The organism is Sulfitobacter sp. SK012 (assembly GCF_003352085.1).
Taxonomy (GTDB): domain Bacteria; phylum Pseudomonadota; class Alphaproteobacteria; order Rhodobacterales; family Rhodobacteraceae; genus Sulfitobacter.
The window spans coordinates 4,325,936-4,350,320 of the sequence record NZ_CP025804.1 but is presented as its reverse complement, the minus strand read 5'-3'; the positions used below and the strand labels follow the sequence as shown (position 1 = coordinate 4,350,320).

At 56.0% G+C, this 24,385-nt stretch carries 24 protein-coding genes; 5 read left to right on the top strand and 19 right to left on the bottom strand.

Features of this window, described 5'->3' with window-relative positions:
- Nucleotides 1-44: 44 nt before the first annotated feature.
- Complete coding sequence (gene dapA / locus C1J03_RS21205) at nucleotides 45-920, top strand: 4-hydroxy-tetrahydrodipicolinate synthase (RefSeq protein WP_114888386.1); 876 nt, start codon at nucleotides 45-47, stop codon at nucleotides 918-920.
- A 58-nt stretch (nucleotides 921-978) separates the two neighbouring features.
- On the opposite strand, the gene C1J03_RS21200 is transcribed toward dapA, so the two are convergent.
- From C1J03_RS21200 to pdxR, 6 genes are all read right to left on the bottom strand, one after another.
- The gene (locus C1J03_RS21200; protein WP_114888385.1) at nucleotides 979-1,851 is read right to left on the bottom strand and encodes a dimethyl sulfoxide reductase anchor subunit family protein; all 873 of its coding nucleotides are present in this window, start codon (nucleotides 1,849-1,851) and stop codon (nucleotides 979-981) included.
- Nucleotides 1,851-2,609, bottom strand: coding sequence for a 4Fe-4S dicluster domain-containing protein (locus C1J03_RS21195; RefSeq protein WP_114888384.1), 759 nt, complete (start codon nucleotides 2,607-2,609; stop codon nucleotides 1,851-1,853). Before C1J03_RS21195 ends, C1J03_RS21200 begins: the two co-directional genes overlap by 1 nt.
- A complete protein-coding gene (locus tag C1J03_RS21190) occupies nucleotides 2,606-5,422 on the bottom strand; it encodes a molybdopterin oxidoreductase family protein (protein WP_114888383.1) in 2,817 nt (938 codons plus the stop codon). Before C1J03_RS21190 ends, C1J03_RS21195 begins: the two co-directional genes overlap by 4 nt.
- Nucleotides 5,423-5,434: 12 nt before the next feature.
- Nucleotides 5,435-6,436 (bottom strand): phosphate acetyltransferase, encoded by a 1,002-nt coding sequence (pta, locus tag C1J03_RS21185; RefSeq protein WP_114888382.1) that lies wholly within the window; start codon nucleotides 6,434-6,436, stop codon nucleotides 5,435-5,437.
- A 37-nt stretch (nucleotides 6,437-6,473) separates the two neighbouring features.
- Nucleotides 6,474-8,255 carry a sulfoacetaldehyde acetyltransferase gene (gene xsc / locus C1J03_RS21180; protein ID WP_114888381.1) on the bottom strand — a complete coding sequence of 594 codons (1,782 nt, stop codon included), beginning with the start codon at nucleotides 8,253-8,255 and terminating at the stop codon, nucleotides 6,474-6,476.
- Between the two features lie 86 nt (nucleotides 8,256-8,341).
- The gene (gene pdxR / locus C1J03_RS21175; protein WP_114888380.1) at nucleotides 8,342-9,829 is read right to left on the bottom strand and encodes a MocR-like pyridoxine biosynthesis transcription factor PdxR; all 1,488 of its coding nucleotides are present in this window, start codon (nucleotides 9,827-9,829) and stop codon (nucleotides 8,342-8,344) included.
- Nucleotides 9,830-10,100: 271 nt separating this feature from the next.
- On the opposite strand from pdxR, the gene C1J03_RS21170 reads away from it, so the two are divergent.
- Nucleotides 10,101-10,469, top strand: coding sequence for a BrnA antitoxin family protein (locus C1J03_RS21170; RefSeq protein ID WP_216825877.1), 369 nt, complete (start codon nucleotides 10,101-10,103; stop codon nucleotides 10,467-10,469).
- A gap of 440 nt (nucleotides 10,470-10,909) precedes the next feature.
- Here the strand turns inward: C1J03_RS21170 and C1J03_RS21165 are convergent, their stop codons facing one another.
- The 5 genes from C1J03_RS21165 to C1J03_RS21145 form a co-directional block, all read right to left on the bottom strand.
- On the bottom strand, nucleotides 10,910-11,197 hold the full coding sequence (locus C1J03_RS21165; protein WP_114888379.1) for a hypothetical protein: 288 nt from the start codon (nucleotides 11,195-11,197) through the stop codon (nucleotides 10,910-10,912).
- 398 nt (nucleotides 11,198-11,595) lie between these two features.
- The gene (locus C1J03_RS21160) at nucleotides 11,596-12,432 is read right to left on the bottom strand and encodes an FAS1-like dehydratase domain-containing protein (protein WP_114888378.1); all 837 of its coding nucleotides are present in this window, start codon (nucleotides 12,430-12,432) and stop codon (nucleotides 11,596-11,598) included.
- Nucleotides 12,433-12,576: 144 nt separating this feature from the next.
- Complete coding sequence (locus C1J03_RS21155) at nucleotides 12,577-13,605, bottom strand: fatty acid desaturase (protein ID WP_114888377.1); 1,029 nt, start codon at nucleotides 13,603-13,605, stop codon at nucleotides 12,577-12,579.
- Nucleotides 13,606-13,767: 162 nt separating this feature from the next.
- Entirely contained in the window at nucleotides 13,768-14,367 is a 600-nt protein-coding gene (locus C1J03_RS21150; RefSeq protein ID WP_114888376.1) for a metallophosphoesterase family protein, read from the bottom strand.
- On the bottom strand, nucleotides 14,364-15,272 hold the full coding sequence (locus tag C1J03_RS21145) for a DMT family transporter (protein WP_254694119.1): 909 nt from the start codon (nucleotides 15,270-15,272) through the stop codon (nucleotides 14,364-14,366). The genes C1J03_RS21150 and C1J03_RS21145 overlap by 4 nt, the downstream gene beginning before the upstream one ends.
- An 82-nt stretch (nucleotides 15,273-15,354) precedes the next feature.
- On the opposite strand from C1J03_RS21145, the gene C1J03_RS21140 reads away from it, so the two are divergent.
- Nucleotides 15,355-16,218 carry a polysaccharide deacetylase family protein gene (locus tag C1J03_RS21140; protein ID WP_114888375.1) on the top strand — a complete coding sequence of 288 codons (864 nt, stop codon included), beginning with the start codon at nucleotides 15,355-15,357 and terminating at the stop codon, nucleotides 16,216-16,218.
- Nucleotides 16,219-16,575: 357 nt separating this feature from the next.
- Here C1J03_RS21140 and C1J03_RS21135 read toward each other — a convergent pair whose 3' ends face one another.
- On the bottom strand, nucleotides 16,576-16,908 hold the full coding sequence (locus C1J03_RS21135) for a hypothetical protein (RefSeq protein WP_162798628.1): 333 nt from the start codon (nucleotides 16,906-16,908) through the stop codon (nucleotides 16,576-16,578).
- Between the two features lie 376 nt (nucleotides 16,909-17,284).
- Here C1J03_RS21135 and C1J03_RS21130 point away from each other — a divergent pair, with 376 nt between their 5' ends.
- Nucleotides 17,285-18,166: an isocitrate lyase/PEP mutase family protein gene (locus C1J03_RS21130; RefSeq protein WP_114888373.1), complete on the top strand. Its 882-nt coding sequence runs from the start codon at nucleotides 17,285-17,287 to the stop codon at nucleotides 18,164-18,166.
- A 271-nt stretch (nucleotides 18,167-18,437) separates the two neighbouring features.
- On the opposite strand, the gene rpsO is transcribed toward C1J03_RS21130, so the two are convergent.
- The 7 genes from rpsO to rbfA form a co-directional block, all read right to left on the bottom strand.
- On the bottom strand, nucleotides 18,438-18,707 hold the full coding sequence (gene rpsO / locus C1J03_RS21125) for a 30S ribosomal protein S15 (RefSeq protein WP_114888372.1): 270 nt from the start codon (nucleotides 18,705-18,707) through the stop codon (nucleotides 18,438-18,440).
- A gap of 139 nt (nucleotides 18,708-18,846) precedes the next feature.
- Nucleotides 18,847-19,893, bottom strand: a complete 1,047-nt coding sequence (locus C1J03_RS21120; protein ID WP_114889128.1) for a calcium-binding protein — start codon at nucleotides 19,891-19,893, stop codon at nucleotides 18,847-18,849.
- A 90-nt stretch (nucleotides 19,894-19,983) separates the two neighbouring features.
- Nucleotides 19,984-20,523 (bottom strand): DUF1643 domain-containing protein, encoded by a 540-nt coding sequence (locus C1J03_RS21115; RefSeq protein ID WP_114888371.1) that lies wholly within the window; start codon nucleotides 20,521-20,523, stop codon nucleotides 19,984-19,986.
- Nucleotides 20,524-20,613: 90 nt separating this feature from the next.
- Entirely contained in the window at nucleotides 20,614-21,102 is a 489-nt protein-coding gene (locus tag C1J03_RS21110) for a hypothetical protein (protein WP_114888370.1), read from the bottom strand.
- Between the two features lie 191 nt (nucleotides 21,103-21,293).
- Entirely contained in the window at nucleotides 21,294-22,205 is a 912-nt protein-coding gene (truB, locus tag C1J03_RS21105; protein ID WP_114888369.1) for a tRNA pseudouridine(55) synthase TruB, read from the bottom strand.
- A 95-nt stretch (nucleotides 22,206-22,300) separates the two neighbouring features.
- Nucleotides 22,301-23,041: a phosphodiester glycosidase family protein gene (locus C1J03_RS21100; RefSeq protein ID WP_114888368.1), complete on the bottom strand. Its 741-nt coding sequence runs from the start codon at nucleotides 23,039-23,041 to the stop codon at nucleotides 22,301-22,303.
- A complete protein-coding gene (rbfA, locus tag C1J03_RS21095; protein WP_254694290.1) occupies nucleotides 23,041-23,478 on the bottom strand; it encodes a 30S ribosome-binding factor RbfA in 438 nt (145 codons plus the stop codon). The genes C1J03_RS21100 and rbfA overlap by 1 nt, the downstream gene beginning before the upstream one ends.
- A gap of 85 nt (nucleotides 23,479-23,563) precedes the next feature.
- Between rbfA and dapB the strand changes: the two genes are divergently transcribed.
- On the top strand, nucleotides 23,564-24,382 hold the full coding sequence (dapB, locus tag C1J03_RS21090; RefSeq protein ID WP_114888366.1) for a 4-hydroxy-tetrahydrodipicolinate reductase: 819 nt from the start codon (nucleotides 23,564-23,566) through the stop codon (nucleotides 24,380-24,382).
- Nucleotides 24,383-24,385: the final 3 nt, after the last annotated feature.

The window sequence follows — 24,385 nt, the reverse complement described above, 5'->3', positions numbered from 1 at the left end:
ACCAGCAGGCCACCCGCTTGCTTGCACAACAAAGGAGCGTGCACATGTTCAAAGGCTCAATGCCTGCCCTCGTCACGCCGTTCAGGAACGGCGATCTGGACATTGATGCGCTCAAAAAGCTGGTGGAGTGGCATATCGGCCAAGGTTCCAAGGGACTTGTTCCTGTCGGGACCACGGGCGAATCGCCGACGTTGACCCACCGCGAGCATGAGATGGTTGTGGAAGAAGTTGTCAAAGCCGCCGCTGGCCGGGTCCCTGTTATTGCAGGTGCGGGATCAAATAATACCGCTGAGAGCATCCGCTTGGCGCAGCACGCTGAAAAAGTCGGCGCGGACGCGGTTCTTGTTGTGACGCCCTACTACAACAAGCCGACGCAAGGCGGTCTGATTGCGCATTTCAAAGCGGTGCACGAATGCTGTGCTTTGCCGATCATCATCTATAATATTCCGGGCCGTTCCGTTGTGGACATGTCGCCTGAAACGATGGGCGAGTTGGCCAAACTGCCGCGCATTGTCGGGGTCAAGGACGCCACTGGCGATCTGGCGCGGGTCTGTGACCAGCGCATGACCTGCGGCAAGGATTTCATCCAGCTGTCTGGCGAAGATGCGACGGCACATGGGTTTAACGCTCAAGGCGGAACAGGTTGTATTTCCGTGACGGCAAACGTTGCGCCCAAGCTGATGTCGCAAATGCAAACGGCTTGCCTTGATGGTGACTATGCAACTGCGTTGGACATTCAGGACCGCCTGATGCCACTGCACAAAGCGATCTTTACGGAGCCGGGTTTGGTCGGTGTGAAATACGCGATGTCCAAGCTGGATCTATGCTCGGAGGAGGTGCGCTTGCCGCATGTGGGTCTGACCGACAGCACCAAAGCATTGGTTGAAGAAGGCATGCGCCACGCTGGATTGATGAACTAAGACCAATCGGTCAGATATTTTAACGAAGAAGGCGGGGGATGACCCCGCCTTTTTTGCGTTAGCGCTTGCCGTAATACAGGCCAACAACGTGCTCGGCTTCGGCAAAGAACAACCAGCGAGCTGTCAGAACGCCTGCTACATGGGCAAGGACAGCAACCAGCGCAAGGATATGGTTGAACGGCAACAACAACAGGATTACCGGCAGCACAGCCATCAACCCTAGTGCGATGATCCGCAGTTTTTGGCTGTGTTTGCGGCCAATGACATGTACAAATTCGCGCAGCAGGTAGTTGGTGCCCGTGTGGGGCGGTTCAAACGCACGGACCTTGCCGATACCACCCAATTGAGTGGCGCTGGCCATATCTGTATCACCAACAGCAAATGCGCCGTCGCCACGAACCCAGGTTGCAAACTGGATCACCCCGGCAAGGGCGATCAAGATCAGCGACCATGTGACCTGTCCGGCAAGCAATGCCCCGCCCGCAATGGACAGCGACATGAAATTAAGCGGCGTAAGGCGAGAATGCCACCGGGGTACCGTCTTGAGCTGGGCGTAGATCATCGAGGTGGTAAACACCGTGCCGAGGGAAAAGATTGCACCCAGAATGCCAAGGACCGTCCAGCGCTGTCCAAAGAACACCAGGCCAGCCCCGTAAATCGCCATGACCACAAGGGCTGCAACGGCGCACCACCCTTCGCGGCTGAGCCAGCTGGTCTTCCATTGAGTAAAGGCCTTGAGCGCGCGTTCAGGATGGCCAAGGTGGAACGTCGACGAGATCAACCCGCCAACAGCCAAGACATATGCAATAGCGAAAAAGGCAAATGCGCTCCATCCGGTGACGGCCGGAAAGCCTAAGCCAAGCCAGATAAGTAGACCAAAACCGAGGCCTGAAAAGGTGCTAAAGAAGATGACGGAGGGGGCAGGATGCATCAGAGTTTCTCCAGCGTCTTGTCGAGCCAACCCAGAAAGCCCTTAGGCTCTGTGTCGATGGGCTCAAGGAAAGGGGCAAGGATGTCGAGTTGTTCATCCGTGCCTGACAATGTGTCTTTGGGGCGTGGCGGCAGGTATTTGTTGACCGGCTTGGTGCCTTGTTCAGGCATCAGATCAACACCACCTCGGTTGGCCACCAGGATGCTAACATCACTGTAGGGGTCGCCGAGATCGCCAAAGTGCCGAGCACCCGAAGGGCAGGTACGTACGCAGGTTGGGACGCGGTCTACCTCGGGCAGGTTTTCGTTATAGATCCGGTCGACGCAAAGGGTGCATTTTTTCATCACGCCTTCTGCCTGATCCATCTCGCGTGCGCCGTAAGGACATGCCCAAGCACACAGACCGCAGCCGATGCAGTCGCTTTCGTTAACCAGCACGATGCCATCCTCGACGCGCTTGTAGCTGGCACCGGTTGGGCAAACGGTGACACAAGGCGCGTCCTCGCAATGCAGGCAAGATTTAGGGAAGTGGACCAACTGCGCTTCGCCGACGGGAGGCTGCACTTCGTAGCTGTGCACACGGTTTAGGAAGGTTCCCGATGGATCCGCCCCGTAGGGATCTTGATCCGACAGGGGCGCGCCGTAGTTTTCGGTGTTCCAACCTTTGCATGAGATCACGCAAGCATGGCACCCGACGCAAGTGTCCAGATCGATCACGAGGCCAAGTTTTTTAGCGGTGCTGGTGGGCAGTTGTGTCATTTGCCGACCTTCCATTTGAGTTCTTTTGGACCGGGACCCACAGAGGATTTGATAGGCGGAAATTCCGGTTGCGATTCCGTGGGGGCCGCAGTTTTCTCGATTTTGACCTTGAGGTCGAACCACGCAGCCTGACCGGTAATCGGGTCAGAGTTGGCCCACCGCATGCCATCTCCTTTAGGGGGCAGCAATTCGTGGATTAAGTGGTTCAGCAAGAAGCCCTTGGTTGCTTCGGGCGCGTCCTTGTCGAGCGCCCAAGCTCCTTTGCGTTTGCCGATCGCGTTCCACGTCCAAATCGTGTTTTCGTTCAGCGCAGCCATTTCCATGACAGGCACAGTGATCTCACCATGCGGCGAGGTGATCCGCGCCCAATCGCCGTCTTCCAGGCCGTTTTCTTTCATCAGCTTGGTCGGCACATACATCGGATTACGACCGTGCAATTGCCGCAGCCAAGCGTTCTGACTACCCCAACTGTGATACATCGCCATCGGGCGTTGGGTCAGGGCGTTGACGGTAAAACCATCGTTGCCGTGCTGGTCGGTTTCATACCAAATTGGCAGAGGTGACATGGTGTGTTTGATCCGCTCACGCAGGTGATCTGGCGGTTGGCGATCCCCGTGGCCTTCGGCAGCACGTTGGAATTTCCGCATAGGCTCAGCATAGAGCGAAAACAAATAGGGTTGCGGCGCATCAAAGATGCCCATGCCAACGGCCCAGTCCTGATAGGCTTTGTTCCAGGGTTTGTAGTAATTCGCGCCCTTCGGGATATGTTCGACGAAAAATCCGCCGTTTTCGATATAGGCATCAAGCTGCTTTGGATTGACTTCGCCGCGACCTGATTTGTCGCCGTTGGGCCCGCGGAAGCCGGCCAATGGGCCAATGCCGGGGCGACGTTCGTGGTTGGTGATATAGTCGCCGTAATCTGCATATTTCTGGCTGCCGTCTTCGTTGACGAAACCCGGCAGGTTCAGTTTGGCACCCAGATCACACAGTGCGGATTGGAACCCGCGCACGTTGCGGTCAGGCTCCACCACCGGCCAGCGAATTGCATCAGCGGCGGCGTCAGCCTCACAGATTGGGCGGTCCAGCAAAGAGATACAGTCGTGGCGTTCCAGATAAGTCGTGTCAGGCAGGATCAGATCGGAATAGGCGACCATCTCAGAGGAATAAGCGTCCGAGTAGATGATGTGCGGGATGACGTATTCGCCGCTCTCATCTTTGTCGGTCAGCATCTCCATCACGCCTTTGGTGTTCATCGACGAATTCCATGACATGTTGGCCATGTACATAAACAGCGTGTCGATCTTGTAGGGATCACCGGTATAGGCGTTCGAGATCACCATATGCATCAACCCGTGCGATGACATCGGGTTTTCCCATGTGAAGGCTTTGTCGATGCGGGCAGGGCTGCCATCAGCCTTGAGAGCGAGGTCTTCGGGGCCGTGGACAAATCCCAAATGCGGACCGTTGAGCGGAGCGCCCGGCGTGACGCCGACATGTGGCTTTGGGTGTGCCGTGGCGGGTTTTGGATAGGGCGGTTTAAAGCGGAAACCGCCGGGGACTTCGACTGTCCCGAGGATGATCTGCAGGACATGCAAAGCGCGGCAGGTCTGAAAGCCATTCGCATGGGCCGAGATGCCGCGCATGGCGTGGAACGACACGGGGCGACCCGTCATGGTCTTGTGCTTTTCGCCGCGGAAATCGGTCCACTCGTGGTCCAATTCAAACGCTTCATCGAAGGCCACGCGCGCCAGTTCGGCGGCGATGGTGCGGATACGCTTGGCTGAGATGCCAACACGTTCTGCAACCGCTTCGGGGGTGTATTCATCCGACAGATATTTCTCTGCCATCTGGTGGAAAACCGGACGGTGCGTGATGCCCTTGACCCGGTGAGTGGCCGATAGATCTGGGCGAACGCCGGGTTTGTCAAAGGCCGCTGGCTTGCCCGTGTTGCGGTCGATCACCAGCTCTTTGCCGTCCTTGTCGCGCAGAAAGAGACCAAAATCAGGTGATTTCTCATCACCATTCACCAAGACTGGTGCGTCGGTATATTGGGCAAGGTAGTTCAAATCGATGCGACCGGCCTTCATCAGGCAATGGATCATCGACAGGATAAACAATCCGTCGGTGCCGGGCGTGATGCCAACCCAATCATCGGCGACCGCGTTATATCCTGTGCGGATCGGATTGACGCCAATGATACGCGCGCCGCGTTTCTTGATCTTGCCAATGCCCATTTTGATCGGGTTGCTGTCGTGATCCTCTGCCACACCGAAAAGCATGAAAAGCTTGGTATGGTCCCAATCGGGTTGGCCAAATTCCCAGAAAGCGCCGCCCATCGTATAGATGCCCGCCGCCGCCATGTTGACCGAACAAAAACCGCCGTGAGCTGCATAGTTGGGTGTGCCAAAGTTCTGCGCCCAAAACGAAGTAAAGGACTGCGACTGATCGCGGCCTGTGAAAAACGCCAGCTTTTCAGGATTGTCGCGGCGGATAGGCTCCAGCCAATCGGCGGCAATTTGTAGAGCTTCATCCCAGCTGATTTCTTCGAATTCGCCTGACCCACGTGGGCCGACTCGCTTCAGCGGATTGCGCAAGCGAGACGGAGCGTTGTGTTGCATGATGCCTGCGGACCCCTTGGCACATAGCACGCCTTGATTGACGGGGTGGTCTCGGTTGCCTTCGATATAGGCGACTTCGCCGTCCTTCATATGGACGTTAATTCCGCAGCGGCATGCGCACATATAGCAGGTCGTCTTACGAACCTCGTCCGATACTTTCGGTGACAGGTCGATCACGGGCTGTTTATGCGTCATGTGGATCCTAACTTAGGGCTTGGCAACTTGAAGGGTGGTCACGGCAATCATGTTTGTTACGTCTGCCGCACTACATCCGCGCGACAGGTCGTTGGCGGGCTTTGCAAGACCTTGAAGTACCGGGCCAATGGCGTCGGCACCACCAATGCGTTGGGCTATCTTGTAGCCAATATTTCCCGCGTCAAGGTTTGGAAAAATCATGACATTGGCATGGCCGGCGACCTTTGATCCCGGTGCTTTTGACGCGCCAACATCCGGCACGAACGCTGCATCGAACTGCAACTCGCCGTCTGCGGCAAGATCAGGGTGATCGCGGTGCAAAATTTCTAATGCGTCCGTCACCTTAGTCACCGCTGCATGGCGCGCCGAGCCCATAGATGAGAAAGACAGCATCGCAACGCGGGGCACGTCGCCCAAAAGTTGCTGAAACGAAGTGGCCGAGGCGGCGGCGATCGCAGCAAGCTCGGGGGCGGCGGGATCGATAACCAATCCACAGTCGCCAAAAATCATCGCCTCGCGGCCAGACGGGTGCCCTGCAGGCAGAACCATCAAAAAGAAACTTGATACGAGAGGGGCGGCATCTGCTTTGCCGATAATCTGCAATGCCGCGCGTACCGTCTCTGATGTCGTCGCAACGGCGCCGCCAACTGTGCCATCCGCGTAGCCACTGCGCACCATCATGGCCGCAAACACCATCGGATTGTGGGCTTGGGTCGCCGCAACTTCTTCGCTGACACCCTTATGCTTGCGCAGCTCAAAATAGCTGTCTGCAAATTCTGATACCAGCGGCGAGGTCTGAGGGTCTTGGATGGAAATGCCGTTGCCAGCCGATGCCCCGGCATCAGCCAAAGCAGCTTCAATTTTAGCGGATGCGCCGACGAGAGTAATTTGACCCATCCCAGCATTGCGTGCAGCAAGTGCGCCGGCCACGACCCGAGGGTCATGGCCTTCACTTAGAACGATATGGGCTGGCTCAGACGCTGCGCGGCCACGTAGGTCTTGCAGCACTGTCATAGCCAGTCCTTCTTTTTGAGGGAGCCCAAAGGCACCCTTACACGCTTACCTGTTGGCGCATGTCATCTTTGTTTATACCTGCAACAGACACGGGCTTTTTCATCGCGTCGCGACGGAAAGGCTCACCCAGCTCTTGGTTCAGAATAACTTCGATGAACGTGGTAACGCCGTCTTTCATCTGCTCTTTCACAGCGGTGTTCAGCACGTCTGTCAGTTGTTCCATGCCGGTACATTGTACACCCTTCAGGCCGCACCCTTTTGCGATCTCGGCATAGTTGACGCCTTCATTCAGCTCAGTGCCGACAAAGTTGTCTTCGAACCACAATGTCGTGTTCCGCTTTTCAGCACCCCATTGGTAGTTCCGGAAGATCACCATGGTGATCGCAGGCCAGTCACCGCGACCACATGCTGTCATCTCGTTCATGGAAATGCCGAACGCGCCGTCGCCTGCAAATCCGATGACCGGCACATCTGGGCAGCCAATTTTTGCGCCCAAAATTGCAGGGAGACCATAACCACAGGGGCCAAACAGACCCGGCGCGAGATATTTGCGGCCTTTGTCGAAAGAAGGATAGGCGTTGCCGATGGCGCAGTTGTTGCCGATGTCAGAGCTGATGATTGCGTCCTTTGGCATTGCGGACATGATGGCGCGCCATGCTTGACGGGGGGCCAAACGGTCGGGCTGCCGGTTGCGCGCACGCTCGTTCCAGTCGACACCCTCGTCTGCGTCATCTTCGTGATCCATTGAGGACAGCTCTTGGGCCCAGCGGGATTTGGTCAAACCAACCAGGTCTTTGCGTTCCTGACGACCTTTGTCGCCAGCGCCTGCACCAAGATGCTCAAGCAATTGCTCGGCGACGCGTTTTGCGTCACCTTGGATCGCCACGTCGACTTTTTTGGTCAGGCCAATGCGATCAGAGTTGATGTCAACCTGAATGATCTTTGCTTCCGTTGGCCAGTAGTTGATTCCATAGCCGGGAAGGGTCGAGAACGGGTTCAGGCGATTGCCCAACGCCAACACGACGTCGGCCTTTTGGATGATTTCCATCGCAGCCTTGGAGCCGTTATAGCCCAACGGGCCGATGGCCAAGGGGTGCGAGCCGGGGAACGCGTCGTTGTGTTGGTAGTTGCAGGCAACGGGTGCGTCGAGTGCTTCGGCCAGTTTCGCGGATGCATCGATACCGCCGGACAAGATCACGCCAGCGCCGTTCAGGATGACCGGGAAGGACGCTTCGGACAGCAGTTTTGCCGCGTTTTTGACTGCCTGCTCGCCGCCCTGTGGGCGCTCAAGGCGAATGATTTGTGGAAGTTCAATATCGATAACCTGCGTCCAGTAATCACGCGGGATGTTGATCTGCGCCGGAGCGGAACCGCGCCATGCTTTTTCGATCACACGGTTGAGGACTTCGGCCATGCGTGAGGGGTCGCGCACTTCTTCTTGATAGCAAACCATATCTTCGAACAATTTCATCTGTTCAATTTCCTGGAAACCACCTTGACCGATTGTCTTGTTGGCCGCCTGAGGCGTGACCAGCAACATAGGTGTGTGGTTCCAGTAGGCAGTTTTGATCGGCGTCACAAAGTTTGTAATGCCGGGACCATTTTGCGCAATTGCCATGGACATTTTACCAGATGCACGTGTGTATCCGTCTGCGATCATGCCGCCAGATGTTTCGTGCGCGCAATCCCAGAATTTGATGCCTGCAGCGGGAAACAAATCAGAGATTGGCATCATGGCTGAGCCAATGATCCCGAATGCATTGTCGATGCCATGCATCTGCAGCACTTTTACAAAAGCTTCTTCGGTGGTCATCTTCATATCTGGTGATCCTTGGGTTCAGTTGATGAGTTCGAATCTTGTTTGAGGGCAAAGTAAGCCTTCGGGCAGGTTGAAGTTAGGGCCAATTACGTCGCTGGGCTAAGGCCAGATGCTGGGGCTTGAGAAATTGCCGCTGCGATCTCTTTCAAGCCCTCCGAAATGCGCCCCACCGGAATGGATGAATAGCCTAACCGGTAGAAATTCGTTGCTTGGTGCGCGCCGCCAAAAAACGAACGGCCAGGTTCGATTAAGACCCCTCGCGATTTGAGGCTGCGGGCAAGCTGTTCGGTGTCGACATGCTCTGGTGCGCGCATCCAAAAGGACGATCCACCATGCGCGCCTTGGCCGGCAATATGTAGACCGTAGCGTTCAATCCCGGCCTCCATCGTAGTGCGGCGTTCGTTTAGCGCGCCGGCCATCCGGCGAATGAGGGCGTCATAATGGCCCAGCGACAGGAAATACGAAGCGGTACGTTGAATATGACCGGGGGGATGGCGCAGCACGGAGGCCCGCAGGGCGCGGACCTCGCGGATAAAGGGCTCAGAGCCTACCAGATATCCCAGACGCAGCCCTGGAAAGAGCGATTTAGAGAAGCTACCGACGTAGATCACGCGGCCATCCTTATCGAGCGATTTAAGCGCGGGAGAGGGAGGGCGCAGGAACGAGGTTTCGAACTCGTAATCATCTTCAACGATCAGCGCGCCCATATCGCGGGCGCGCGCCAGAAGGGCGCGACGGCGCTCCATCGGCATGGTCGCGTTGGTGGGGCATTGATGGCTGGGCGTTGTGAAAATTACGTCTGTATCTGGTGGAATTGCCTCGGGCGGAATTCCGTATTGATCGACGCGCACAGGTGTCACATGGCAGCGTGACTGGATCAGAATGTCGCGCAGGGCATGATAACAGGGGTCCTCGAGCGCGGCGCGGCGGCGCTGTGTCAGGAGAACCTGAGCGGTCAGCCAAAGCGCATTCTGGGCCCCAAGCGTGATCAGGATTTGCTCTGGCGCTGCAGAAATGCCGCGGCGGGGCAGCGTGTGACGTGCGATGAACTCGATGAGGTTTGGATCATCCTGATCGTAGTAGTCCGTAGTCATAGACGTAAAGTCGCGCTGCCCCAGGGCCTGCAAGGCGCAAAGCCGCCAATTCGCGTGATCGAACAACGTTCTATCGGCTTGACCATAAACAAACGGATAGCGGTACTCGGCCCAGTCCTGAGGTTTGGTGGGGGTGACGCCGCCGCTAAAACGTTGACCAATGGCGCGGGTCCAGTCGACCGCATCCGTTGTGCCCTGAGGAGCCGCAAAAATGGGAGGCGTAGGCGCATTATCAGACACAAAATAGCCGGATCGGCCGCGTGATGTCAGGTAATCATTCGCCAAAAGCTCGGTATAGGCGATTGTCACAGTGATACGGCTGACGCCAAGGTGCTGGGCCAGCTTGCGCGTTGAAGGTAGCTTTTCCCGACACTGAAATCGACCTGACAAAATGCCTTGGGCAATCATTTGTTGGATCTGCGACTGCAGAGTCCCCTGCGCGTCAGGGTGTAGAAAGAAGGTCTCGACGGGCAGGGCCATTTGAGCAGTCTTACATTGGACCTATTGCGAGTGCAAACTGGCCATACATCTGATTGAATTGGAATTTGGGTGTTATTCCAAACTACCACCTATGGCTTCAGATGTAAATCGATAATGAGACTTTAGGTTTCAATAATCGACAAATGCTTGGCCATTAGCCTGTGCATCAGACGTGCACAACATGTACACCGCCTGTGCACCGAACGGCGCATTCAGGACTGATTTGAGTATTTGGATGATGTTGTCCTTACCAGACAGGAAGGGACACACCATGCGGCACAAAGACGCTCACACCCAGATGCTTTATGAGTTGGAGCAATTGCAGACAGAGCTGAGCGTGCAATGGCTGGGGGAAAGCCTGCCGACTGAGTGGAGTGGGATGGAAGGCTGGGAGCCGGTGGCACCGCATAGAACGCGCGTGACGCTGAGGTTGGACAGCGACATGGTGCGCTGGTTTCGCAAGCTGGGTCCGGGATATCAAACGCGGCTAAACCGGGTGCTGCGGGTGTATTGGACGGCGTTGCTGTCAGGGCAGATCAAGGGATATCCGAATGACAATACGGTGCCACGGATATTGAACGACGCGCACCAGATGATTGACGAGATGCGCGCAGATCGTGCCGCGCGTGAAAAGAAGTGAGGGGGCAGGGCCTGCGGGCGATTGTTGTGTAGGCTAGTGGCTGGGCCCTGCTGCACTTCATCCATCGAGAGTGATGCGCCGTTTCATGGTGTTTGTCGGAGTACGTTGGGCGTGTTCAAGCGGCGAAGCGCCAGTGCTTGATAAGAACCGGGTATCTGAACAGGCATATGGACGTCCAGAAAAGGAACGCCATCGTCCAACTTGAATGCTTTTTTTGCCCCGACATTCGGATTTTTGCTACGCAAATGCAGGCAGAGCAAAAACCATCACAAACAAAACCAATAAACTGCGCTTATTTCCTCATACCGTTCCTCTCCTAGCGCATTTTGCCCAAGAGCATTTCTAAAGAGATTCTCAATGGAGGTTTCCTGCCCATAGTTGATTTTGGGATCAAGTGTTCTATCTGGAATAGCATTCGTTATCAGGGCTGATACACAATTCTAGCCCTTTTCAAAACGGGCAGCATCGAACTTTCTTAAATCGGCGCCATCAACAACGTCATAGATTTTTCCACCGATGCAGCGTCCCTCAGGTGTCCAAATGACCTGCATCTTACGAACAATGTCAGAGCCGTTTCGATCAATAGCGAGGTAGATCTGATTGCTGTTGGGGGGGTGATAAAGAAGATCGCAATTTTGGTAATTGAGCGTGAATTTTTGCCGAATTTCCCTCTGAGAACTGTTGAGCCTTTTGACATAATAAGCCGTAGCCCCGACAAGCGGAGCCATTACAAAAAGTAAATCAGCTAAGAGAGACTCAGCGCTATTGTAAGGGAAGGGCAGAAACCTTGAAGCGGGGTGGTACCTGTTCATTACATGAAAAGCGAACGCGAAATAGATCAGAACGATGGGGGCAAGTGTGTAGGTCTAGACGGTCATTTTTCTAACTATGTTGGCAAAGGTACTTCCAAGCATTCTACTGGGCCTCCTCGTTCTATCGGGTATCAACAGGCCGTCAGGTTGCAGGTGCAACATTAGTTAGTGCCGCACTTTCGGATGGCCCTGGCGATAGTTTGCAGTTGTCCGGTTAAAGAACCCGCCGCTATTGGTGCCAAGCGGCCATTTTCCGGAAACCACTGGAGGCGCAGCCGTAGCGGGATGCTCGCCATGGGCCTGGTGAGGGCGGATCAGAAGTGCGCCTTTGCGGTCATTGCCAAAACGCCATCGTGGCGCTTGGCCCACAGATCGACAGTGTTGCCGGTGCGGCGGCCTTTGATGTGGAAAGCCGTGGGGCCCGAGATAGGAGCCAGAGCGCGGAAGGCGAATTGCCTTGGCGTCTGGCCGGTTTCTGCGCAGGCCAAATCGACCAGCAGTGTGGCCGTTAGGGGGCCGTGGAAAACCAACCCGTCATAGCCTTCGACATCACGCGCGTAATCCGCGTCATAATGGATGCGGTGTCCATTGAAGGTCAGGGCGGAATAGCGAAACAAGAGCGCTTCGCTTGGTGTGACGACGCGAGAGAACTCAGGGTCTAGAGGGGCGGGGGTGCGCACAGGGGACGGGGCAGCAGGGTCTGGATCTGCGCGGTAGACGATATCGTGTTCTTCGGTGAGGGCGAGCCGATCGTCCTGGTAGAGTTTGTGTTCAACTTGCACGAAGCACAGCTTGCCCGACCGGCCATCCTTTTCCACAACGCTTTTGATGGCCGAGTGTTTTGCGACATCCTTGCCCAAGATCAACGGAACGTGGAACGTAAAATTACCACCAGCCCACATGCGGCGCGGCAGAGCGATGGGAGGCAGGAAGCCACCCTTTTTGGGTTGTGCGTCGCGGCCCAATTCGCTGTGCCGCGTGGCCTCAAGGAAATAGAGCCAATGCCACAGGGGCGGCAAAGGATCAGCGTGGGTAAACGACGGGGAGCGGTCCAGCGTGGCTTGCATGAATTGAGCTGGTTGAGGACGCAGGTTGTCCTGCATCTGCGCCGTGCGCCCTATCCAGCTTTTTGGATCATGCTTTGATGTCATCCGCTCTCGCCTTGCTGCACCAACGCTGGGGGTTGGTATTGAAACAATGTACCCGGATGCAAGGCAAGCTCAATGACTGCCTTGGGAAGGCCGAAACCGAAAGCTTGCAATAGATGCTGATTAAGCGGTGCGTAGTGTCGTGAATTAGGCCCGGCGCGCTTGGGCGAATGACAACAAGCGCTGGCTTTTTCCATCCCAAAGGTGAAGGCGCGCGTTTGCAAAGCTCTCACGGACGGTCATGCGATTGACGTCAGCAAGGATGGCATGGTCGCGCAGGACTTCGGGTAGCCGGTAAAACGGGATGCGGCTGTAGAGATGGTGCACGTGGTGGATGCCGATGTTTGCGCTGAACCATTGCAGGACTGAAGGCAGGACGTAATGCGAGCTGCCGTGCAGGGCGGCTTCGTGCAAGTTCCAGCCTTCTTCTTCGTCCCACTGGGTCGTGTCGAACTGGTGCTGGACATAAAAGAGCCAGACGCCTGCGGTTGCAGCAAGAAGCGTTGAGGGCAAGAAGATCAGCAAGATCGGCATCAAGCCACCGAAATACGTAATAATAAGCAGACCACCCACGAGAGCCGCATTGGTGAACATGGCACTGGCCCAATATCTTGCTTTGTTCATCAGACCCAAGGGGATCCGGTTTTGAAGAAAAAAGAGATAGCCCGGCCCGATGGCAAAGAGCATGATGGGGTGGCGCATGATACGGTAGCGTATCCGCCAGATAAGGCTAAGTTCGTTATATTCATCGACGGTAAGCGTATAGATGTCGCCGATGCCGCGACGGCCAAGATTGCCCGAGCTGCTGTGGTGCATGGAATGGGTGCGGCGCCAAACATCGAATGGCGTGAGGGTCAGAACGCCAAGTACGCGGCCGATCCAATCGCTGGCCGTGCGGTTCTTGAAGAACGCGCCATGGCCGCAATCATGTTGGATGGTAAAGAGACGCAGCAGAAAGCCTGCGTTGCACAGCGATATTGCGAGGGTCAACCAACCGCTAATGGAATAGGCCCACCAAGCGAGTGCCCAGAGCAGAATGAAAGGTCCAAGCGTGACCGCAAGTTCAACTGAACTGCGCAATGTGCTGGGCTCGCGATATTCTGAAAGGACTTTGACCCAATCGCGCGCCGCTCCCAAGTTATGATTTTGCAGAGACGATTCGGATTTTTGGGTCATGGGCCTGCCGCTGGTTGTTATTTTGAGCCTTGATAAACGAAAGTAGCGTTTGAGCAACGGATATCGACAAATCAAGTAATGCGATGTTTAGACGCATACCCTTATCGCAGGTTGGGCAGGCGCATTTGAGGCGTGCTGCGAGGGCATGTCAGACGTGTTCGCTCAGATCAAAAATACGGTTGGATTGGGGCCAAGATTGCTGATTTTGCTGGCCCCAATTGTAGATTTCATCCCCCATGCCTCGTGGATATGACCGCATAAAACATGGCTTGGGTTCCGTGTTTCGATGTGGGTTGTCAGTGCTTGGCTGCCTTGGTGGGATCCATCCGCTTGAACATCGCAATGACCGAGGGGGGGCGTGTGACTGACGAGGATTGCGTCTTTTGGACAAGCGGTTAGCAGTTCTTGCGCCTCAGCCTCTGACTGACCGACATTCCATACGGCATCGTTTTGGATTGGAGTTTCGCCGCCCATGCCGAAAATGGTCAGGCCTTTCAGGGTGACGCTGTCACCGTGCAAATAATGCGCCCCGGTCCAGTCCTGCGCGATTGAACGCAGCGCCGCCGGGTCGTCATGGTTTCCGTGCACAATTACGAAGGGGCAACGCAGCGCTCGCAGCACCTTTAAGGTGTCATTGGCACCCTGGCCGTGTGTGGCAAAATCACCCGCTCTGATGACGATATCTGCGTCGTGTGCGCAATCGACGATGATCTGTGCTGCGCGCGTGTCCCGGTGGAGATCTGAGAAACCAACAATTTTCATGACTGACGTCCAAATCGTAGCATCACGGCCCCGATCAGGGTCAGGAGTGTCGACAGGACCTTGGCTAGATTGAGCTTTTCGTTAAGGACGAACACACCAAGCAACAGCGCAAAGACGATCGACGTTTCGCGCAAGGCGGTAACCAGTGCAATCGGCGCTTGGGTAAAGGACCAAACGACCAGCGCGTAGGCCACATAAGATGCGCCCCCGCCCAAGAGCACCAAGCGTATGCCTTTGCGAGGCACCTTGCGGAGGGTTTCAGGGCGGGTGATCGCCATGATTGCAAGCGTTGCGATGGTGTTGCCGATGGCAAGCCACCCATAATACCCCAATGCTGTTCCTGCCTGGCGTGCGCCCAAACCGTCGACGAGCGAATAAGATGCGATAAAGCAGCCCGTGATAAGTGCAAAAACGGCCGCCTTTGGGTTGGCCCCACCGTCAACGCGCCTGACCAGCGCCAAGGAAATGATCCCCAACCCGATCAGCGCGATGGCTGCGATTTGGATTGGGTACAGGACAACGCCCAAAAACATCACCGAAACACCGGCGACAATCAACGGCGCGGTGCCGCGTGCAAGGGGATAGACCTGCGTCAGGTCGCCGACGCGGTAAGCGGCCAGCAAAAAGAACTGATAGCCCAGATGCAAAAGAATGCCGGCGGCGATCAACGGATAACTTGACGGCGCGGGGGCCGGCACGAAGGCCAGCGCGGGAACTGCGAACAACCCCTGACCAATCACAACCGCTGTCATGGCCAGATATTTGTCGCCGTCCCCTTTGACCATCGCATTCCACACAGCATGAAACAGCGCGGCCAAGATAACGGCGAAAAAGACGATAGGTTCCATGAGGTGCATTCCAAGTTGGGCAGGCGCAGTTTGCACCCGGTTGTTGCGGGCTACCATTCATCCTTGGGGGGCCGTCGACAAGAGCGATCTTTGACACAATAGTTACAGCCAAAGAAACAGCCGCAAATCGAGCCCAAAGATGAAGATTGCCTTTACGATGGACGACCTGCCGTTGTGGCCTGTGTCCTATCCTCCGGCCGGATATACGGCTGAGGGCATTGTGGCGTCGATCCGGGGCGCGTTAAAACAACATTCGATTTCTGGGGTCTATTCGTTTTCAAACTCTTGGCCGCTTTTGAAAAATCCAGAGTTTTCAAAAATCCTAGATGATTGGGTTGGTGATGGGTATTACATCGCCAATCACACCCATTCTCATATCGAGTTGCCTGATGTGACAGCTGAGGCGTTTATTGAGGATATTGATGCGGCGGAACGGCATCTGGCTCCTTGGCTGCCCAAAGCTCCGTTAAAGCTTTTCCGGCATCCTTTGTGCCATTGGGGCGAGACGCCTGAAAAGTTGGGGGACGTGAATGCTCATTTGCAACGCAGGGGCTTAACACCGGTTGATGTGACGTCTTGGGCGTATGAATGGACATGGAACCGCGCCTACCGAAATGCTTTGGATGCGCAGGACGAAGCCGCAGCAGAGCACGTAAAAGCAAGTTTCTTGGATTTCTCAGCGGCCCAGTTGCGCCATGATATGGCTGCTGCTGAGGCTTGGTTCGGGGAGGAAATCATCGGTATTACTTTGGGGCATAACGTCCCGTTTTTTGCCGATATCGCGTCTGACTACTTTGCGCGTCTAAAAGAAGAAGGCGCGGTTTTTGTCCCTCTTGAGGACGCGCTGCAGGGGCCAGCCCAAAGGGCGGTAGGCTCGGTCGTTTTGGGGGAGTTTGTGGTCCTTCAGCAAAAGTTGGCGGCCATTGCAGGGCGTCCTACCCCAAAGATCCCCGAGGCTCAGGTCGCCGTGCACGCCAGGATTGTTGAGATGGCGATGGGTTAGGGCGGGTGAGGATGTGAAGGCCGTTATTGGGGTTTATTCATAGGTTCAGATAGCGACTGTGCGGAACAGGTGACCCCGTAGGGCCAACTAAGTTGCCCTCAGGAGAGACGGAAAATGTCATTCGGCCTGTTTTAAAATCATAGACTTTAGCATCGCTTGGAAAATCAGGTCTTGCTCATCCCAGTCGCTGTAAGGAACCTGATTCCAAACCTCAAACCGCACAAACATATGGTCAGGGAGACCGTAACTGGTCCCGCAAGCCCACGTTCCGCAGTGCCTAATGATAGGGTCGCCTATCGGGGACAGGTGTTCTTGCGGGAATAGGTAGGCACCGCGCGAGACCTTCAGGTCAGTAGGTTAGGGCAAATCTTGAGGCTCCCTCGTAAACCATTTGAAACCACCTTCCAGCGGAATACCGATTTGCTGAACGCGGTCCAAGAGTCCCAATCCTGTCCAAATGTCACTTTCCGTATCGACCATACGTATACGCAATTTCTGGAATTGTCCTGGGAAACCAATGGCGTTTGCCTGATCAGGAGCAAAGCTCCCGTAGACCAAACGACTTGCCGTGAGCGGTTCTGGCAGGCACTCCTCTCCTTTTCTCAAATATTCATTTGGTCTCATCGAGAGTTCGACACTCCATCTTTCCAGATCTGGAAGGGATAGATAAACATTCAACAATGTCGCCATTCTTGGCCGTTGTTTGCATCCGAACATCGAGGGTCTCTCCGTAGCACGACACGTAATCATGCGAGCGCTGGGCATTTGCCGCAAACGCCAGGACGAAGGAAAATAGATAGGGAATTGCATAGATCAGAGCTGTCCGCTTCACCGACGCTATCCTTTCACAGAACGATTGCCTGACGCCGATTAGCGTCTATAGGTGCGTAATAAATTCAACTCAGAATGAGTAAATACTCAAGTCAATTGCGTTCAACCTTTGCGCCATTACGTGCATCCAGATGCGAATTTTCTGGAAATCACTGCTTGAGGCTTCCTTGGCCCGTTGGTTTAGCGGAGAATGACACCGGCAGGTGTTCGCATTTGCTCAAGAATGGAGATGCACATGCCTGAGACAGTTGCGAACCCGATGGCGGATCGTTTGCGCGCGCTTATCGCGCGGGGCGAATTGATCAAAATGCCCTGCTGCTTTGATGCGCTTTCAGCGAAACTGATTGAGCAAGCTGGTTTTGATCTTACCTTTTTGTCGGGGTTCGGTGCATCCGCGTCGCGGTTGGGCGCACCCGATACGGGGCTGATGAGTTATGGCGAAGTTCTTGATCAGGCGCGTAACGCCATGCGCCCGCTCACAATTCCGATGATGGTGGATGGTGATACGGGGCACGACAACCCGATGAATGTTATGCGTACGGTAACAGGGTTTGCGCGCGCGGGCTGTGCTGCGGTTATGATCGAAGATCAGGTCGCCCCAAAACGGTGCGGTCATACCATGGGCAAGAGCGTCGTCTGTCGTTCTGAAGCCATCGACCGCATTCATGCCGCCGTGGAGGCGCGGGCGGACCACGACATTATGATCCTTGCGCGCACGGATGCCCGCCGAGAGCATGGGCTTGATGAAGCACTTGCGCGTGCGGAGGCGTTTGCCAAGATCGGTGCCGATATTCTGTTCGTCGAGGAGCCGTATACCATCGAGGAAATGGCGACGATTTGCAGTTCTGTCGACGGCGTTCACATGGCGAATATGCTTGAAGGAGGGCAGACGCCTATACTGCCGCCCGAAACGCTCGCTGAGTTGGGTTATTCAATCGCGGCCTATCCGCTGACGCTGCTTTCTGCCGCGATGAAGGCGATGAATGCGGCTCTTGTGGACCTTGCAGCGGGACGGTCTGCGCAGGAACATCTTTTGGATTTCGCCGACCTGCGCGCTCAGATCGGCTTTGAAGAGTATCACAGAAAAGCGACGGCAATGAACGATCGCGCGCGATAGCGCTGCGCCTATTGGAATGGAAAATGCCCTGAAGTTTTCGGTTGGTTCGTCACGACGCATATGATGAAATCGGCTGCACTTACGAGATCTCGAAAACGGGCTGAATTTGCTTTGATGTTATTGATGAAGAATGCGGCGTAACTGAAGAATACCTCTTCGCCGCAACTACCCGGTGTTTTTGCAAACGCCTAAGGCTACTTCCTAGACTGCAGGAAACGAAAAAACCGCGCCCCTTGGGACGCGGTTTTCTGTCGTACGAGAGTTTTTGCGCTTAGCGGCGCAGGCCGAGACGCTTGATCAGGTCTTGGTAACGCGCAACGTCTTTGGACTTAACGTAATCCAAGAGCTTACGGCGTGTGGCGACCATTTTCAGCAGGCCGCGACGGCCGTGGTTGTCTTTTTTGTGGGTCTTGAAGTGCTCTGTCAGCGTGGCGATGCGCGAGCTAAGAACGGCGACCTGAACTTCGGGTGAACCAGTGTCACCTTCTTTGTGGCCGAATTCCTTCATGACACGTGCTTTTTCTTCGTGCGTGATCGACATCGGGATCTCCTTTTCAAAGGTTAGTGTGATGGCGCAGGCCGGGATGTCGTCCAGCACAGGCCCATGGAGTGTTCCGGGTCGACAGTGAGTCGCCCTCAGATCGCCGCGTATAGGAAAGTTTTACGTGTTTGGCAAAGCCTTAATGAGGCGTTTCGCCGTGACCCAGCAGCAAGCCCGATGCCGCGGCGGTACTCAGGGGCAAAAGCGCGATATCATCGATGTTCAGCGCCGTGCCGTTGACCTGCGCCACCACCACGTCGTTCAGCATCACTTGCATTTGCCCGGGTACGGCGGGATCAGTGCCGATCGAAACATTTGGCTGGGGTGCTGCGCTATCGCTGTCATCCCAAACTAGGACAAGACTGTCGTCTTCTTGGGCGAAATCGAGAATTTCTGCGGCGTCGCCCTGATTGATCCAATCGCCCAGCACGATGGTATCTTCGCCGTTCCCCGCCGTAACGATATCGTTTTTGCCAGCGATCAGTACATCATCGCCGCTACCGCCATTTAGAAAATCGCCATCGTCGGTATCCGTATTTTCGGCGTCGTTAGAACCAGCTTCCACGCCGTTGATCAGGTCATCACCCCAACCCCCAAATAAACTATCGGCCCCCGCGCCACCGGTGAGTACGTCGTCCTCAAGTCCACCTTGAAGTACATCGTCGCCTGTGCCGCCAGACAGCGTGTCCGCCCCGTCAGAGCCGTGCAGGTAGTCGTCACCGGCCCCGCCATAAAGATCATCTGAACCGCTGTGGCCGAAAAGCGTGTCATTCGCATCGCCACCCCAAAGCGTGTCGGCACCGTCATCCCCATCAAGGTAATCATCGTCTGACCCGCCCAACAAGCTGTCATCGCCGTCATCGCCATGCAGGTGATCAGCACCGCCATTCCCGAAAAGCAGGTCATCGCCTGCGTCACCGGCAATATTCTGATCGTCATCGTTGCCAGTCAGCGTATCATCGGTGGCAGAACCGGAAATCTGTTCACGGGTCGTCTCATATTCGTCAGTTGATATGTCGCTTGGATCACCGAATTCTATTTGCGGAGAGGCCTCAACATCGGGATTGAGCATATCATCGGGATGGCCTTGCACCGGGGCAATATCATCTTCCTCATCGGCGGAGGTATCAACGAAGGCGACCGAGCCCACGGCCATCAATCCCATCAATCCAGCCAACCACAACATCTGACGATCCAATACAAAAACAGGCGGCGCGAACCGCATAGCCCAGAACATATTGGCAACAAATGCCGCCTCAGGTCAAAAGCTATAGTGTTAAGTGGTTAATGGATCATTGTCGGAAGCGGCAGTTTCCCAGTGGTCAGGTTGCGCGGTATAGCGCAGGTAAAGCGGGTGTTTTGGGTGGCCATGTTTGGTGAGGCCCAGATGGAAAACGGGCTTATCCAACTGCCGCAGCATTGCGCCGACAGTCGCCCCACGGTCCAGATGCGCACCATGTGTCCCCCACGCGGCGATCACATCTGTGGCCCACTGAACCCCTTTAGTAATCATACGGTCATTATCGGGCCCAATTGGGTCGGTGGCCGCGCGCATATCGCGGGGATCTGTGGCTCGGTAAGCAAAGATGTTGGTGACCCGAAAACCACCATAACCCAATGTGCGCGCGCGGCGCTCGCACCGCTCGACCGTTGGATCGTTATGCACTTCTGTGGCTGTGGACGGGTTCAGCATAACAAAAAGAACGCTTTGGGCTGTCGGGTCCCACACCCGGGTCAGCGCGTAACGGTAGCGTTCGCAGTCGGAATAAACGGCCGTAGATGGAGCGTCTGCTTTGGTGTGGCTACGGGTAATCATGCGTCCCTTGTGCCAGTGGACGGGTTGATTTTCAAACGCAAAACCGCCGCGTGAGGGAGGGCGCGCGGCGGTTTGGAGAGCGAGGTGGGATTAACCGATTGCGACGGCGGGGCGCGGTTTGGGCGTAAAGGCGAGCCCGTGTGCTTCGATCACCCAAGCGGCGACCAGCGCATAGATCACGTGGCCATACAGCGCGACCCAAGTGATGCCGCCAAAACCGAGGAAGGCAGGCATGCCGGCCACCAAATGCGCCATGACATAAAGTGCGAACACCCACAGGACCACACCGTAAGCCGCCGCAGTGACTACCCAAGGCAGGGACGGCAAATTCGCCCGCTGAAGTGGCCTGGCGATCAGGAAGTACCCCAGCACGTAGGCGACCATGCCCGTCATTGCGTGCAACAAATGCGCAAGACCGCTGGGGCTGGCTCCAAAGACTGACTTGAGTGTTGAGCTGGCCAATCCAACCGGAGCGAGCTTGGCCATGCCCAAAAGTGGGCTGATGCCTTGACCGTAGGCATCAAAGGCAACGGTGGCGAGCGCGCCGGCGCTTAGAAGGGTGAAGAGGGCCTGTTTCATAGTGTTTTCTCCTGCATGGCGTTTCGTTGATACCAATATGCAGGTGCGGTTGGCCCCTGTGCAGGGGGCCTCACGCAGGGATGATCGCCGCGACGCTAACTGAAACAAACCCTGTCACAAACGCCTTATTCTGCTGACATCCGCGTGTGCGGGATGTCAGACTGTAACATTCGGAACTCATCAGTTCCGAATTAGTTTTCTTGGTTAAATACCCGCGACGGGTGCAGCTCGCCTGACTTATAGCGGCCCACTGCGATAGCGCGGCCTTGGAACGAGGCCCAGACCTCATCGCCGTATTCAGCGTCGCCTGCAAAAACCAAGCCCGGATTGCCATTGCGCAGCTTGGCGGTCCCTTCGGCAGTTGCGGTGACTTCTGGCAGGTCCTGTAGTCCTAACTCAAGCGGTCCCACATGCGTATCCAACGCTTCGGTGCGCGCCATCTCTTCGACCTGCGCAAGGGTCAGGGCATTCTCAACCTCGAAGGGGCCCGACCAAGTACGGCGCAGTTCGCGCACGTGACCCTGACAGCCCAATACATTCCCCAAATCCCGCGCGATAGAGCGCACATAACCACCCTTGCCGCAGACCATCTCTAGCGTGACGTGGTCTGCATCGGGACGATCGATCAACAGCAGGCTTTCGACAAAGAGCGGGCGCGCCGCGATCTCCATCGTCTCGCCGTCGCGGGCACGCTTATAAGCACGCTCGCCGTCAATCTTGACGGCTGAAAACTGCGGGGGGACTTGTTCGATGTCGCCGACAAACTGACCCAACGCGTCCTTGATCGCTGCATCGTCTGGGCGCAGGTCTGATGTGTTCAGAACTTCGCCTTCTGCATCATCCGTGTTGGTCGAAATGCCGAGCCGCACGGTAAACACGTAAGCCTTCAACGCATCAGTAATGTAGGGCACGGTTTTTGTTGCCTCACCCAAAGCCACGGCCAGCACTCCGGTTGCATCAGGATCAAGCGTACCTGCATGGCCCGCTTTGCGCGCATCAAAGGCCCAACGGACCTTGTTGACCACAGCAGTTGAGGTCGGTCCGGCGGGCTTGTCGATCACGACCCACCCCGAAATATCGCGTCCCTTGCGTTTGCGTCCCATGTCGTCCCTCAAATTGCTTGGTTGGCGGGCTGTAACGGCTGACGGCACTGCTGCCCAGCCCGTTAGATGTCTAAAACGTCGAAATGGGCCGAAATTTACTTTTTTTCAGGCTCAACCACGCCAATAATTGGCCCAAGTGCAGTAAAGCCCGCGCCTTTGCGGCCCAAATCGGGTGCGCGCATGCGCGAGATGTTACCATCGAAATAGAGAGCATTCTTGAGCGCAAGGTGGTCGCGGTAAAGGCTGCCGAACTCGTGGAAGGTCACCGGCTGATTCGAAATCGCAAAAACCGCCCTTAGGCCATCTTGGCTGCTGCCAACGCCGTTGCGGATATAGCGTGAAGTGCTGTCTTTGAGGAAACGGGGGTGCAGCTTTCCGTCAATCACCAGCATCGGCCCGGATTGTGTGGCGCTTTTGCATTTGCGGGCTTCGTTAACGTAGCGGAGGGTTTCGATGACATCTGCGCGCCCGTCATTTAGGCACAAAACGCCATTGGGCAGCAGCCCGAAATTTCCCGGGCCAGCGTTCGTGATTACGCGCTGCACCTCTTTGCCGTCTTCGATATAAAGGCCGACTGGTGCGCGATCATCGTGGTACATGCCGGCGTTTGTCGCAAACCCTAGGCGCGTTCCTTGCGTACTCAGCGCCCCATCGATGCTGCCGAAATAGCCAAATGGCGTGCCGGATTCGTTGTGCAAGAACAGACGCAAGGTTTCGGACGCCAGATCGACTTCGCAAATGGTGTAGCCATTGCCCGAATATTCAATGTCGCGACATTGCGCGGCGTGCAGGGGAGTGGCCGCCAGCAGCCCGAGCACCGCCAGCACACGCCACATTAGGCTGGGCCTTGATCGGGCGCGCCATCTTCATCTGTATCAGGCGCTTCGGCATCGCGGCGTACCACGTCCTGGGCCAGCATCCGGCGTGTTTCGTCCATCCGGTCAAAGGTTTCGTCCAGTTGGAACCGCAGATCTGGCGCGAATTTGAGGGCGAGTTTTTTGGAAACCAGCCGCCGCAACTCGCCTTTGTTGCGAGACAAGAGCTTGAGCACGTCCTCGCGTCCAATACCGCCCAACGGCAAAACGTATGCCGTTGCGATCTTGAGGTCGGTCGACATACGAACCTCGCCCACGGTGATCGACATGCGGTTGAGATCTGGATCATGCACGTCGCCGCGCGCCAGAACCTCGCTTAACGAGCGGCGCACCAGTTCGCCAACGCGCAGTTGCCTTTGTGCCGGGCCACGGCCTTCTTGATCTTTGTTCATTCCCATACGCCCCATCTAAGGTGTCATTGCGCCTTTGCCAAGCATCGCGCCGCACGCTAGACGGGGACAAGTTTTTCAGAGGGCAAAACACATGACCGACACCACAGGGATCGCAATCACTGGCGTATCAGGGCGCATGGGCCAAATGCTTGTGCATGAGGTGCTGCAAAACCCGCACACCCATCTTGCCGGCGCTATTGAACGTGCAGGCCATGACTGGGTTGGGCGTGATCTGGGAGCTTGTATGGGCGTGGCTGATTTGGGCTTGCTCGTGACGGATGATCCTTTGGAAGGGATCAAGGACGCGCAGGCCATTATCGATTTCACTGCACCTGCAGCCACGTTGGAGTTTGCGACACTCGCGGCCCAAGCGCATGCGGTCCACGTGATTGGGACGACTGGCATGACCAACGAGCAGATCGCAACGCTTGAACCGGCCGCGCGCCATGCCGTGATCGTGCGTGCGGGGAATATGAGCCTTGGCGTTAATCTGCTGACCCAACTGACCAAGCGCGTGGCCGCCGCATTGGACGATGATTTCGACATTGAGATCATCGAGTCGCATCACAATCAAAAGGTGGATGCGCCCTCGGGCACGGCCCTTATGCTGGGCGAGGCTGCGGCCGAAGGGCGCGGTGTTGCGCTGGGCGACGTATCTGATCGAGGCCGCGACGGCATAACCGGTGCGCGCAAACGCGGCGATATTGGCTTTACCGCTATTCGGGGCGGCGACATTGTGGGCGAACATGACGTGCTTTTTGCGGCCGCAGGCGAACGGATCGTGCTGCGCCACGTGGCTTCGGACCGCAATGTCTTTGCCAGAGGGGCGCTCAAGGCGGCGCTTTGGGGGCAAGGCCGCACGCCGGGGCAATATGACATGCTGGATGTTTTGGGTCTGTCAGAAAACTAAGCT

Excerpts from the sequence above, each read along its gene's own strand:
- xsc (WP_114888381.1), bottom strand. The coding sequence starts at position 8,255 with ATGAAGATGACCACCGAAGAAGCTTTTGTAAAAGTGCTGCAGATGCAT.
- C1J03_RS21195 (WP_114888384.1), bottom strand. The coding sequence starts at position 2,609 with ATGACACAACTGCCCACCAGCACCGCTAAAAAACTTGGCCTCGTGATC.
- C1J03_RS21170 (WP_216825877.1), top strand. The coding sequence starts at position 10,101 with ATGCGGCACAAAGACGCTCACACCCAGATGCTTTATGAGTTGGAGCAA.
- C1J03_RS21190 (WP_114888383.1), bottom strand. The coding sequence starts at position 5,422 with ATGACGCATAAACAGCCCGTGATCGACCTGTCACCGAAAGTATCGGAC.
- C1J03_RS21160 (WP_114888378.1), bottom strand. The coding sequence starts at position 12,432 with ATGACATCAAAGCATGATCCAAAAAGCTGGATAGGGCGCACGGCGCAG.
- dapB (WP_114888366.1), top strand. The coding sequence starts at position 23,564 with ATGACCGACACCACAGGGATCGCAATCACTGGCGTATCAGGGCGCATG.
- rpsO (WP_114888372.1), bottom strand. The coding sequence starts at position 18,707 with ATGTCGATCACGCACGAAGAAAAAGCACGTGTCATGAAGGAATTCGGC.
- C1J03_RS21120 (WP_114889128.1), bottom strand. The coding sequence starts at position 19,893 with ATGTTGTGGTTGGCTGGATTGATGGGATTGATGGCCGTGGGCTCGGTC.
- C1J03_RS21150 (WP_114888376.1), bottom strand. The coding sequence starts at position 14,367 with ATGAAAATTGTTGGTTTCTCAGATCTCCACCGGGACACGCGCGCAGCA.
- pta (WP_114888382.1), bottom strand. The coding sequence starts at position 6,436 with ATGACAGTGCTGCAAGACCTACGTGGCCGCGCAGCGTCTGAGCCAGCC.
- C1J03_RS21110 (WP_114888370.1), bottom strand. The coding sequence starts at position 21,102 with ATGAAACAGGCCCTCTTCACCCTTCTAAGCGCCGGCGCGCTCGCCACC.
- dapA (WP_114888386.1), top strand. The coding sequence starts at position 45 with ATGTTCAAAGGCTCAATGCCTGCCCTCGTCACGCCGTTCAGGAACGGC.
- C1J03_RS21130 (WP_114888373.1), top strand. The coding sequence starts at position 17,285 with ATGCCTGAGACAGTTGCGAACCCGATGGCGGATCGTTTGCGCGCGCTT.
- C1J03_RS21135 (WP_162798628.1), bottom strand. The coding sequence starts at position 16,908 with ATGGCGACATTGTTGAATGTTTATCTATCCCTTCCAGATCTGGAAAGA.
- truB (WP_114888369.1), bottom strand. The coding sequence starts at position 22,205 with ATGGGACGCAAACGCAAGGGACGCGATATTTCGGGGTGGGTCGTGATC.
- C1J03_RS21140 (WP_114888375.1), top strand. The coding sequence starts at position 15,355 with ATGAAGATTGCCTTTACGATGGACGACCTGCCGTTGTGGCCTGTGTCC.
- C1J03_RS21155 (WP_114888377.1), bottom strand. The coding sequence starts at position 13,605 with ATGACCCAAAAATCCGAATCGTCTCTGCAAAATCATAACTTGGGAGCG.
- rbfA (WP_254694290.1), bottom strand. The coding sequence starts at position 23,478 with ATGGGAATGAACAAAGATCAAGAAGGCCGTGGCCCGGCACAAAGGCAA.
- C1J03_RS21200 (WP_114888385.1), bottom strand. The coding sequence starts at position 1,851 with ATGCATCCTGCCCCCTCCGTCATCTTCTTTAGCACCTTTTCAGGCCTC.
- C1J03_RS21165 (WP_114888379.1), bottom strand. The coding sequence starts at position 11,197 with ATGGCTCCGCTTGTCGGGGCTACGGCTTATTATGTCAAAAGGCTCAAC.
- C1J03_RS21100 (WP_114888368.1), bottom strand. The coding sequence starts at position 23,041 with ATGTGGCGTGTGCTGGCGGTGCTCGGGCTGCTGGCGGCCACTCCCCTG.
- pdxR (WP_114888380.1), bottom strand. The coding sequence starts at position 9,829 with ATGGCCCTGCCCGTCGAGACCTTCTTTCTACACCCTGACGCGCAGGGG.
- C1J03_RS21115 (WP_114888371.1), bottom strand. The coding sequence starts at position 20,523 with ATGATTACCCGTAGCCACACCAAAGCAGACGCTCCATCTACGGCCGTT.
- C1J03_RS21145 (WP_254694119.1), bottom strand. The coding sequence starts at position 15,272 with ATGGTAGCCCGCAACAACCGGGTGCAAACTGCGCCTGCCCAACTTGGA.